This is a genomic window from Paenibacillus sp. JT22N1 (genome assembly GCF_059692155.1).
Genome location: NZ_JCAUAW010000008.1, coordinates 294,410 through 306,927, shown reverse-complemented (window position 1 = coordinate 306,927; position 12,518 = coordinate 294,410). Strand labels below are relative to the sequence as shown.

The window sequence follows — 12,518 nt, the reverse complement described above, 5'->3', positions numbered from 1 at the left end:
GCTGCATCGCTCATTTTATTTCGCCATAATAATGACGCCGTCTTTATTGTTATAACGATCAGTGGCTTCCTTAATAACTTCATTTCCACCTTTTTGCTTGTATTCTTCAATGACTTTCGGCCAATCCGTAATCGGCTCTTTGCCGTAAATCATTTTGACCATATGATCGACAATGAGTTTAGGTCCAATATCACCTTGTGCCACCAGATCAGGGAATTTGGTGAACGCTGCCAAATCCGGATAAAATCCGATGCCTGGAAGTCCTTCGTTCGCCACTACGCTTTCAAGTGCGGTCACCGTATCTTTGCCGGACGGGTCTAACTCCATTCTCATTTTGTTGATGGTAGAATCGTGAACGCCCCATAGTGTGCCACTGCGATATCCTTCCTCATCATTTGCCTCTTTGGTTGTTGGAAACTTATAATTGATTTTCCCGCTGCCATCCACCGTATAGGTGTCTCCTTCGATCCCGAAGGTGAAGAACTTAGCCGCTTCCGGGGTAAGCATCCAATCGAAAAACTTAATGATCTCAATAGCCGTTTCCATCTTCACTTTATTGTTCACATAGAACGCACGGACAACTGGTGAATAGTAAAAATATCCGCCTTTGCCTTCCGGTCCTTTCGGAGAAGCTATAATCTCGACTTTCCCGTCTGGTACAAGCTGCTTAATATTGGTGCGATACCCTGGCAGCCCGGTCACATTAGCCGACCAACTGCCCGATTTGGCACCGTTGATATTTTTGGAATAATCGGTTGAGGAAATGGAGGCGAAATCTTTGGGAATTAATCCCTCATCCAGCATCGTTTTATAGCCCTGAAGTGCTTTCTGCATATTCTCTACATCGAAAAATTTCGGCACGACTTGTCCGTTTACGACCTCGAATTGATCCTTGTAGGGAAGTACGTCATATGCGCCAAAAAGAATATCGGAGTATTTAAAGCTGTCCCTCATTTGATACGGGTTTTCAACACCCAACTTTTTGAATGCCCTTAGAACGTTCAAGAAGTCGTCTACCGTTTTGGGAGCCGGGAGCCCCGTTTTCTCAAGCAAATCCATACGAATGAAAGTGCCGCGTCTGGACGGATTGTTTAGAAATTCGGGTATGCCATAGATTTTGCCTTTATACTTTACGGCATCCCATGCCGCTTTTGGTACCGCTTTCATCATATTCGGCGCATACTGCTTCAATAAGTCATCAAGAGGCATAAACACGCCTGCTTCCACAGAACCTGACATCGACTTGCTGGTTGGAGTGCCAACACTGCCGACAACATCAGGAATATCTCCGCCGGCAAACATGACACTCATTTTTGAGTCTTCTAAAACTTTGACATCAAGGTCCGTATTTGTCAATTGCTCCAGCTTCAGAGTCCATTTGTCTTTGTTAAGATCAACTTGCGTGTGGTAGCCGGTACTGACCGTTGTTGGATAAGAAATTGAGAATTTCGTCGGCCCTTTGGGTGCTGCGGATGTTTTACTACTTGCAGAGGGGACATCTTTAGTCTGATTTCCGTTGGAACAACCGACAACAGAAGTCGTTGCCAAAACAGCAACCAACGACAACATAACAAACTTCTTTTTCATATGAAGCCTCCCTTTTAATAGTTACCGGATTCGGAATTGGTTTTTCCTATGATTTAACTGAACCCAGCAGCATGCCTTTGATGAAATGTTTCTGCAGGAAAGGGTAAATCATCATAATAGGTAAAGTAGCGAAAACGATAACCGCCATTTTGATACCTTCGGGCGACAACTGCGTAACCCATTCAGAAGAGAGATCGGATTGTCCATAATTGTCCGTGAAAACTATTTCTCTAAGTCTCACTTGAAGAGGTACCAAAGACCGGTCATTAATAAAGTAGATGGCGGCTGAGTACGTATTCCAGTGGCCAACGGCGTAAATGATTCCCATCGTCGCCATGACGGGCTTGGACAGCGGAAGGATAATGTTCCAGACGAGACGAAACTCGCCGCAACCGTCCATTCTCGCAGAGTCGATCAATTCATTCGGCAGATTGAGAAAAAAGGAGCGCATGACGAACATATTATAAGCGCTTATTGCATTGGGAAGCATCAGTGCCCACAGCGAATTAATCAAGCCCAATTCCTTGATAAGCAAATAGTTAGGAATAAGCGGGGCGCTGAAAACAAGCGTAACTAAGATCAGGATCAGGACATATTTCCGCTCGGCATACTCAGGTCTCGATAACGAGTAAGCAAGCGTAGCCGTAGCTGCCAAGTTGATGAGCGTACCGAATCCGGCGATGATCACGCTGTTGAGGAACGATCTCCAAAGCGACGGGTCCGATAAAATGATACGATAGTTTCCAGTTGTGAATCCGACAGGCCAGAAGGAAACTTGCCCGCTGTTAATGGCGGCGTTGCCACTGAAGGATTGCGCAATGACATGTAGAATCGGAAGCATCGTACTGAGTCCAATTATGGACAGAAAAACTACATTTAACCAGTTAAACGTTTGCTGCCCTTTACTTATAATCATCCAAGCGTCCACCAACTTTCCTGTTACAGTAGATCAATATAGCCCGTCACCGGTTGTTTTTTTGGTTAGCGTGTTCCCTATGACGATCATCATCAGGCCAACAACTGATTTAAATAGTCCGATCGCGGTCGTATAACTGTATTGACGATCTACGAGCCCTGCGCGATAAACATACGTATCGATGATTTCACCATACTCGTTATTCAGCGGATTCAAGAAAATGAATACCCTTTCAAAACCAAAATCCAAGAAATTTCCGATGTGCAGCAAAAACAAAATCATAATCGTAGGTAAAATAGTCGGTATCGTAATCGAGAAGGTTTGCCGCAGCCGACCTGCCCCGTCAATCACAGCAGCCTCGTATAAATCGGGATTGATGCCAGCAATAGCGGCCAAATAAATAATCGTTCCCCATCCACTGTCTTTCCATATCCCTGATCCTATCAAAATCGACCGAATATATTCGTTCTCACCTAAGAAATAGATGGGCTCTATTCCGAATATGCCAATAACATGGTTCACAAAGCCTGTCGTGGGTGAAAGCAATCCTACCACAATACCACCAACAATGACCCAGGACAAAAAGTGCGGCATATATACGAGAGTTTGTACCAATCGTTTGAAAGCAGCAATACGTAATTCATTCAGGAGTAAAGCCAAAATGATCGGCACCGGGAAAGCGAATAGGAGATCATACAAGCCAATAATAATCGTATTTTTTAAAATAATGACAAAATCCACATAGGCAAACATTTTTTTGAAATGTTCGAGACCTACCCATGCACTGCCGGTTATCCCATGGAAAATATTGTAGTTTTGAAAAGCGATGACCGACCCAAACAAAGGGATATATTTGAATAAGAGGAAAAAAAAGATTCCCGGTATGGATAGGGCGTACACTGCCCAATTTTTCCGAATGTTGGTCCATCTTCCTTGTCGCACCCTATTCTGATATTTCGCTTGAACAGGTTCTTTGAGTTTGCTTAACATATTTACCCCCTTCCTTGATCTTAGTTTGATTCTACTATGTTGACTTCCATCTAACCATGTAAAATCTTTTTGCCTAGTTGGGTTATTTTATGGTGTTTTTTGAGGGTTGCTCAAGCGTGCATACTCAAAGCAAGTTGTATTTTTTACAACATTTGGCTGGAAAATCCGCGTTTTTCCCGCGATTGTTGCACAGAATACAACATTTTCTTCGGAAAATAGCTTATTGGAGTAAAATTAGGCTAAATTGTTGCACATTATACAACAATGACAGCTTCGAGAGAAGAAAACTCCGGAATTGTTGTACGCCGTACAACATTAGCCCCTCACCACTAACACAAACCCAAATTTCTTAGCTTGCCAAGCTAAAAAAAGGATAATCCAAACAAGCCGTGGCTTATGGAATATCCTTTTCGAAACAAAACGTTTACTGTTTCATGTGAGCGATCAACGCTTCTGTATATGCGATTATGGCGTTCTTTGCTGTGGGGGAAATATAGCTTTCTGTAACCGGCATTTCTACGATTTGCAAGAATTTTGTAAGGAACAAAGCGGTTAGCTTGGTGGATGTTTTGCTCTTGTCATAATGATGCAAAGCCTGCTTTAAGCTGTTGATGAATTGCGGTTTATACGGCCCCCTGATATCGCCTGAGGCCCAATATAGTTCGAGCATGGAAAGCAGCGTTTCCAGTGTCGGAGTAACCTTAAACTGATGAACGGATTCCCCGACATTCCCCGCAGCGTCTTCTACTCTCACAATGATCTGTTGCTCGCCTAATTTTCCGGCTAATGGAAGAACAACCTGCGTTTCGTAAGTAGCTCCCACAACGGTAATGGATGCTTTAGCTAAACCGGATACAGCATCTTGAGCTTCAAGCTTAAGCGCGAGCTTCTCGGAGTCTGGATAGACAGCCGGATCAGTCAGAGGCGTCCCGTTCGCTAGCAAGCGGTATTCGGGAGACGTTTTGTCAATGTTGATCTCAAGTAGTTTCTCCGGCTCTGCTGCTCCTTCCAGAACATAACGATACCGGATCATATGTGTCCCTTCAGCGGAAAGATGAATCGGGTCTGTGTACACTGCCTGCCATACTGTATTCGAGTTAAGCTGGTACTCTAACCGACCAGCTCCTTCTTCCACATTGAGGGCACCTAGCTTAACCCTAACATCAGATGAAAACCAGCCTGCGCCCCGCGTCGTTCCCTCCACCTGTACCTGCACCGCCGTCAATGCGTTCGGGCCGACTTCGGCTGGTGTAAGCGGCTTTCTATATTGAAGTCCTGAGTGGTATTCATCTGCTCCGACGTCGATGTTTACCCGGGGCTGTCCGTCGATATCATCAACGATCGGGTAGCTGCCTACAGCAGCATCAATAGCAGGACTCATAGCTGACAGCTTATACACCCCATCAACGACCGTATGCATAGGATCTGCTTCTTTAATTTCCGAGGCGCTTCTCGTCATGTTCGAAAGTGCTCCTCCAAAGCCGATATTGCCCTCAAATAAGGTGTTTGTTGTCTTCATCTCGTTATAAAGCGGCCCGTCTGTACCCACAACAATATTATTGGCTACGATGCTGTCCACCGGCGTGTACGTGTAGCTTTTGCTAACAACAATGCCAGACGAACTGCCTACGATCGTATTGTTGAAAACCTGAGCACGGTACACTCGCCAATGCTTGGTCAATACAGTAGAATCATATTGGCTGCCATCGGGACCTGCGTCGTAATCGCCACCATCAATGTGAATAGTACCCGGTATATTTTCAAAGTAGTTATTATAAATTTTGTGATCATTACCGTAGATTCGAAAGCCGCCTACACCGGCTTTATCTATCGTCTTGTAGAAGTAGTTTCCGTAATAGCTGTTTCCGTGGCCATGTCGTGCCGTTACTTGACCTTTATTGTTGATAAAGGTGTTGTAGCGCACAGTATTCTGCCCGCTTTTAACGGAGATAACCTCAGGATCGCTGTCTAAATTGACAAATAGATTATATTGAATCGTTGTAAAGCCGCTGGACATAGATGATCCAGACAAACCGACGCGAATCGTCTCTCCTCCATTTTGCGACTGAGATGCAGCATCATGGAAATAGTTATACTCAATTACATCATATTGGGACATAACGTTACCTTGGAAAGCGATCATTTGCCCCAGATCCACTCTCGGTCCAAACTCGTTATGGTCGATCCGATTATGATGACTTTTGGATCCTCCAAATTGTACCCATTTGATACCGCTAGGATTTCCGGAATCAGCTAGTAGGAAGGTATTCTTTGTAACCCGTATATGATTGGAATTGTTCATGTTCACAGCTGTCGCCGTTCCCGTGAACTTCATCCCCTGAATCACGACATAAGAAGAATTGGTGATGCTGAATCCTGCGCGCCCAGTTAGAATGGCCTGACCTTGAGTAGCGGCCTTAATCGTAATCGGATTGGTCTCGGTTCCATTCTTGTCAGTGATAGCGAAGGAACCGCTCTGACTGTAGGTTCCATCGGCAAGAAGAATCGTAGTTCCGGCTGTCGCATTACTGATAGCGTTTGCAAGCTCTGCCGTTGTATTGACGGTTATAACGTTCGCAGATGACTCTATTAAATTAGAGTCTGTTAAACCGGCATCTGCGATGATGGTCGGACTCTCTACTGCCGCATAACCTACAGTTGGAACAATTAAAGCGAATAAACAAAGAAATTGAATGGTTCTGATTACCGATTTACACTTTGACATAAGCTCATCCTTCCTTCTAGTCACAGGCTTTCACGGTATTTCCCTGGCGTGACGCCTTCAGTTTTTTTGAATACGCGAATAAAAGCCAAATCGTTCGAGTAGCCGACCATTTGCGCTATTTGTAGATTAGTTAATGCTTTGTTTTCCATCAGCATTTTGGCCTGATCGATGCGGATTTTTGCAATATAGTCCGTTATATTTTCCCCGCTTGCTTTTTTGAAAAAGGTGGAGAGGTACTGCGGCGTTTTCCCGCAGTGGTCGGCAATCAATGCGAGACCGAGATTTGGATCCGTGCGTTGACAGTGGATAAATCGCTTGATTTCGGTTAGCAGCTGATCGGTGTGATCACTTCGTTCAGACTGCAGCAGTCCGGTAAGACGCTCGTAAAACCGTTTCGTCTTGGCGTGCATCTCCTGAGCCGTATTGCAACCCTGCAGCTGCTTGATCGGATCGAAAGTTCCTTCCTCCTCCATCGCTTCGTAACCGGCATTCGTGGCATTCATAATTTTCAGCAGTGTACTCACCATGTTGAAAAAAATACAAGTTCCAAGTTCAGGCGTCAATTGATTCGATGAGAAATTGAGTTCGTAAATGCTGTCGAGCAGCTTTTCCACACTGTCATAATCGCCGCTCTTTACCAGATTCATCAGTTGTACTTCCGTTTCGATCGGATAATGATAGTGCCGCTCCGCTTCCTTGATGTCATCGAAGCAAATGATCACACTTTGGCCCTTGATCATTTTGTAATCTAGCGCTGCCAGGGCCTCTAAATAGCCTTCGCCAATCCCCTCGAGACTATCATGAACGTTACTGACGGCCACAGTAAGAATGAGCTTGAACCGGGTTTCGATGACCTCCTTTAGCGAGCTGGCAATAAACTTGACGTCAGTGGCAGCTTGCCCGTGCCGATCATTATCAAGGTTAATCAGCACCGCCAACCGATCACGGTCCAGATCGACGGCGTATCCCATGCAGCTCTCATTGACCAGATCCGTGCTAATGTTGGAAATGATAAACCGAATGAGTGCCCATTGCTTTTCGGAATTGTCGTCGGTAAACCGGGAAGCATCGTCCACTTGGATGACAAGAGCCGCATAAGAGTTGTATATAAATGGTGATAGGTTCATGAATCCGAGCGATTCTTCCGAATTATTCTGGCTGAAATCAACATGCCCTCGAATCAAACGGGATAGGAAATTAGCTCGTATGACAGGAGCCTGCTGAGTGAGAATGCCACGCAGCTGTTGTTCTTCAACAAGCGAGCCTTCAATGGATTCGCGAATAAATTCATATTCGTCTCCCCTAGGGCGATTCTGTGTCCGTTTGCTTTGCATAATAGCGTTGACCATATGTTTGACCGGGCTATAATTGCGGTAGGCAGCCAGATAAGCGAATCCGGCTCCCGCTACGAGACACAAGACAAATAGCCAAAACGCAGTCATCTTAATGGCATTAACCGGCTTCATATACAAATCCTTCGGCATCACCGAGATATATTTCCACCCCGCCTGACCCGTGGTCGTATAGGAAATCATCATGTCCTTCCCATTTAATGAATAGTCGAACAAGCCTGTCCCGCCCGTCAATTTCGCATAGAAATCAGCTGATAGCTTATATTCCTCAGAGGTGCTCAAGATCACTTTTTGTTTATCATTAACAATATATAGAGCGCTTTGGTTGGCTGCCTCGATCTGTTTCAGCCTATCTTTAATCTGGCGCTCGTCGATGAGCACAACTAAACTGCCTCGGATATCTGAAATTTCGCGGGCGGGCAGCGACTGCACATAAGTGATAACGTTGATCGGCGTTCTGTCTAGATTGTTCATCATGCCCATGCCGCCGTCACGCAAAAGCTTAGCGGTTGGGAGATATTGATTGTTGTGATAGCTTTGCAGCAGCCCCTTGATCCACTGCTCGTAATTCATGTCTTCATATTTGTAATAATGATCATAAAAAGTTTTGGAATCTGTTCGAATGGTAGGCGAGAGGATGGAGTCGCTGCCTTTAAAGTACACGTAAAAGTCTTTGACAAATCCGCTGTCTATTTTTTGGTAAGGTTTTAGATAATTACGGATAAATTCGATTTCATTATACGTGTTGTCCCCCGAGCTTTCGTTGTTCACCAACAGATCGAGCTTCGGGTTAAATATGATTTGTTGGGCTAATTGATCAACTTCTTTAAAGTGATTATCCATCGTTAGCCGAAGCTGTTCCAGCATGGCTAAATTGGAGCGACTGGCGTTGTGGATCATGATTTGCTCCACCTTCGCATACAGAACGAATCCGATCACTAGAGGCAGCAGCAGAAGAAGTATATTGGAAATAAGCATGCCAATAAACACACTGCGGTTATTCCGTTTTTTGTTTCTAAGGAGCTCTTTTACATAAGGCAGCATAGAAAATAACCTCCACGAAATAGTAATCCATACTATTCGTACATGCCCTGACGATTTCCTTGTACCTCGTTAAATTCATTCTTTAATGGCTCCGATCATAACCCCTTTGACGAAATACTTTTGCAGAAAAGGGTAGAGGATCAGAATGGGCAGCGTGGAGACAATGATCGTGGCGTACTTAATCGTTTCCCCCACATCAATTTTGTCCAGCGTAGATGCCCCGGTCATCATGCTGTCCGTGTTGTTGTTGACCAAGATCTCCCGCAAAATCAGTTGAAGTGGATACAGTTCCCGATCACGCAAATAGATTAATGCGCTGAAATAGGAATTCCAGTGACCAACGGTATACCACAGGATCATAACTGCGATAACCGGCATGGATAGTGGGATAATCACACGGAATAAAATCGTGAAATCATTCGCACCATCCATTCTCGCCGATTCCTCGAGGCTGATCGGCACTTGCTGAAAGGCAGTGCGCATAATAATTAGGTTAAAGGTGCTGATAGCACCCGGAACGATTAAAGCCCAAGGCGTGTTCAACAGGCCCAAGTTGCCAACGACTAGGTAAGTCGGAATCAAGCCGCCGTGAAACACCATCGTGAAGACGATCGCAAACATGAAAATATCCTTGAAATACACGTTTCTTCTAGAAAGAGCGTAGGCACCCAATGCCGTCATAAACAAGTTGAGCGCCGTTCCAGCGACTACGTAAAATATCGTATTTCGATATCCTGTGCTAATCATAGGGTTATCTAAAACTGCTTTATAAGCGTCCAGCGTGAAGCCGAGCGGGATAAGCAGTAAACCCCGGTGTTTAGCAACACTCGCGGGATCGCTGAGTGAAGCGAATAGGACATAAAGAAAAGGATACATCGTGATAAAACAAAGAATGACCATCAACAGGGCATTGAAACCGCCGAATACCTTTTCACTAGTGCTGATTCTCATGATGACTCCTCCCTCACCAAAGCTTATTTTCGCTGACGCGTTTGCTAATGCTATTGGCGCTAACGATTAAGATGAAGGAGATGACCGAGTTAAACAAGCCGACTGCGGCGGTATAGCTGTAGCTCGCCTCCAAAATCCCTTTACGGTAAACGTAAGTAGAAATGACATCAGCGGTGGAATAGGTTGATGCATTGTACATTAACAGCACTTTTTCACTGCCCACGCTTAGCATTGAACCCATATTCATGATCAGCAAAATGACAATCGTTGGCATAATGCCAGGAAGCGTAATGTGCAGAGTCTGTTTCCACCTTCCCGCCCCGTCCATTTTGGCCGCTTCGTATAGGGTGGGATCGATGGTGGCCATTGCTGCCAAATAAATGATCGATCCCCAACCGATCCCTTGCCAGATGCCCGAGGAAATGAAGAGGAAACGGAACCATTCCGGCTGGCGTAGGAACGCAATGGACTCAAAACCAAACATAACGAGCAATTGGTTAATCAGACCGTCACGAGCGAGAAAGTCAACCATCATTCCCACTACAACAACGATGGATATAAAGTGTGGCAAATACGAAATGGTCTGAACAACCCTTTTGAACATATTGCTGCGAATCTCATTCAGAAGTAAAGCCAGAACAATCGCCGCAGGGAAGGCAAACAATAGCTCATAAATGTTGATCAGCAGTGTATTTTTGATAAGCCTCCAGAAATAAAATCCATTGAAAAATTCGGTAAAATGCTGAAATCCGACCCATTCGCTCCCCCAGATTCCGAGGGCAGGGCTGAAATCCTTGAATGCGATCAGCAGACCATACATAGGGCCATAGTGAAAGATGCCATAATAGGCAAGTACCGGCAGCAGCATGATATAAATGAACTTATTTCGATTTAAGTCCTTGATAATAAACGCTAATTTACTTTCCTTCTCATAGGATTTTACCTGGTTACGAACGGGAAGCTCATTCTCCATCATCGCCATAACGATCACTTCCTTTCTTTACAACTGCTGTTATCTCTTGTTGTACCTTTCGAGTGCAGCCTGCTGAATTTTGATGGCATCGTCAATCCCCATGCTTTTCAACGTTTTTACATATTTATCAAAGTTCTCTAGAGGTTCGGCCCCCATAACAAACTTGTTGTACATCTCATCTCTGTACGTATTGATGTCTGTCATAACAGCCGCATATCTCGTGCTTTCATCTTTATTAGGAGTAACCGGAGGCATTTCCTTCTCGTTGGTTGGCAGCGACCATACCTTGATTGACTCTAATTGCTCCGGAATTTGGCTTTGATATTGCTCGGAATAACGCTTATCTTGTACCATGATTCCGTCCCAGGTAGCACGGTTATGCTTAGCCATAGCCTGGCTCATTGGCATGCCTTCCGGATTTTTCGTAATGATGTCCGTGTATTTCGGGTAGCCGTTCTCAAGTTTGTAGCTTACGCCTTCTTTACCGAAATTAAAAAGCATATGTCCTTGTTCACTGTAGCCCATATCCAGCCATTTCACAGTTTCCACAATATTCTTATTGCTTGTCGTGATCGCAGCAGATTTACCCGGTACCGGTGCATCCAGGTGTCCAAAAAGCGGCTTGTCGCCGGCTTTCAGCACGGGATACGGGACACCTGCAAGCTTAAAGTTTTTATCTTTCGGGGACATCAAGGTCATATATTTACCCAGACCTCCCCCTGCGTTTCCAATCAAGGCACCTAGTTGGTTACCAGTGACTTTGGCGTCAAGTAGCTTAGCGTCCGTTGCTGCAAAATCTTTATCAATCAGGCCTTCTTTGTACCATTTGCTCATCGTAGTCAAAAATTCTTTGTAGTTCGGTTCTATAGGACCGTATTTAACTGTATTTCCTTCCCTATAAAAGTTGTTCGGCACGCCGTAAGCTCCGATGAACGCATGAGAATTCTTCAACTCGGAGAGCGTTAAGAGAAGGGGGATTTCATCTGCTTTGCCATTTCCGTTCGGATCCTTCTCTTTAAACGCTTTCAACACGGTGTACCACTCGTCAATTGTAGTAGGCTGCTTCAGCCCCAATTTATCCAGCCAGTCCTGCCGCATAATAGGTCCTTTGAATACCTGTAAAGAACGGTCGCCACGAATAAAGTGAAACCCGATAATACTGCCATCATCCGTGGTTACTTGCTTTTTCCATTCCGGATTGGAAGCGATCGCTTTTTTGTAATTAGGAGCGTATTTGTCAATGTAGTCGTTCAGCTTGATAATCCGGTTGTCCTTGATCGCTTTCTCCGGTCCACCCGGGTACGTGTTCCAATTGTATTCGATCACATCCGGAAGACTTCCGGACGTAAGCATCAGATTGAATTGCTCCTTCTCTGCTGTCGCGCCCTGAGGGGGATGCTGGAATTCTACCTTGGTCCCGGTAATCCGCTCCATTTCCTTATAAGCTTCCATTTCACTGTAGCTCTTCATTGTAGCCGCAGCCGATGGGTTAAATGCCGACCAATAAGATAATGAAGTCAATTTAGACGCCGCTTCACTCGCTTTGGGAGCTGAATTCTGGCTGGCTTTGTTACTTCCCGGCACACACCCGGATACTACGGTTAGTGCTAGAGTTACCGATAACGCTGCTGTGCCTACTTTAGCAGGTTTTGCCTTGAACAATAAAAACGCCTCCCTATATAAAATGCTTAATCTAAGCTAATCGTAATGAAAGCGCATTCGAAATTAAACCTCGAAATTTTCATAAAGACTGGGGATTCTAAATATAGAAGGACATTCAATTTTTAATGCGAACCATTAAATATAAAGAAAACGGCCATTTTAATCATACAATGGTGGAATTATACACTCCATGGTGAAACTTTAAAGGGTGTTGTGTTTTTTTAAGATATTACAGAAAACAAAAAAAAAAATGAGGTGGCAAGGTGATTCTTGCCATCTCATTTTTTTTTGTTTTGTGCCCATTGCAAGGCAGCCATA

8 protein-coding genes are annotated in these 12,518 nt (G+C 44.7%); all 8 read right to left on the bottom strand.

From position 1 onward, the window contains the following. Window positions 1–15: 15 nt before the first annotated feature. The 8 genes from AC58UU_RS17770 to AC58UU_RS17735 all read right to left on the bottom strand — a co-directional run bounded on the left by AC58UU_RS17770 (window position 16) and on the right by AC58UU_RS17735 (window position 12,200). Window positions 16–1,587, bottom strand: a complete 1,572-nt coding sequence (locus tag AC58UU_RS17770) for an extracellular solute-binding protein (protein WP_497317788.1) — start codon at window positions 1,585–1,587, stop codon at window positions 16–18. A 46-nt stretch (window positions 1,588–1,633) separates the two neighbouring features. Further along, window positions 1,634–2,503, bottom strand: coding sequence for a carbohydrate ABC transporter permease (locus AC58UU_RS17765; RefSeq protein WP_497317786.1), 870 nt, complete (start codon window positions 2,501–2,503; stop codon window positions 1,634–1,636). 33 nt (window positions 2,504–2,536) lie between these two features. Further along, window positions 2,537–3,493, bottom strand: coding sequence for an ABC transporter permease (locus AC58UU_RS17760; protein WP_497317784.1), 957 nt, complete (start codon window positions 3,491–3,493; stop codon window positions 2,537–2,539). Window positions 3,494–3,917: 424 nt separating this feature from the next. Next, the gene (locus AC58UU_RS17755; RefSeq protein WP_497317782.1) at window positions 3,918–6,218 is read right to left on the bottom strand and encodes a polysaccharide lyase 6 family protein; all 2,301 of its coding nucleotides are present in this window, start codon (window positions 6,216–6,218) and stop codon (window positions 3,918–3,920) included. 20 nt (window positions 6,219–6,238) lie between these two features. Then, on the bottom strand, window positions 6,239–8,614 hold the full coding sequence (locus tag AC58UU_RS17750) for a helix-turn-helix domain-containing protein (RefSeq protein WP_497317780.1): 2,376 nt from the start codon (window positions 8,612–8,614) through the stop codon (window positions 6,239–6,241). A 75-nt stretch (window positions 8,615–8,689) separates the two neighbouring features. Next, a complete protein-coding gene (locus tag AC58UU_RS17745) occupies window positions 8,690–9,565 on the bottom strand; it encodes a carbohydrate ABC transporter permease (RefSeq protein ID WP_497317778.1) in 876 nt (291 codons plus the stop codon). A 13-nt stretch (window positions 9,566–9,578) separates the two neighbouring features. Beyond that, complete coding sequence (locus AC58UU_RS17740) at window positions 9,579–10,547, bottom strand: ABC transporter permease (RefSeq protein ID WP_497317776.1); 969 nt, start codon at window positions 10,545–10,547, stop codon at window positions 9,579–9,581. A 30-nt stretch (window positions 10,548–10,577) separates the two neighbouring features. Further along, window positions 10,578–12,200 carry a type 2 periplasmic-binding domain-containing protein gene (locus AC58UU_RS17735; protein WP_497317774.1) on the bottom strand — a complete coding sequence of 541 codons (1,623 nt, stop codon included), beginning with the start codon at window positions 12,198–12,200 and terminating at the stop codon, window positions 10,578–10,580. Window positions 12,201–12,518: the final 318 nt, after the last annotated feature.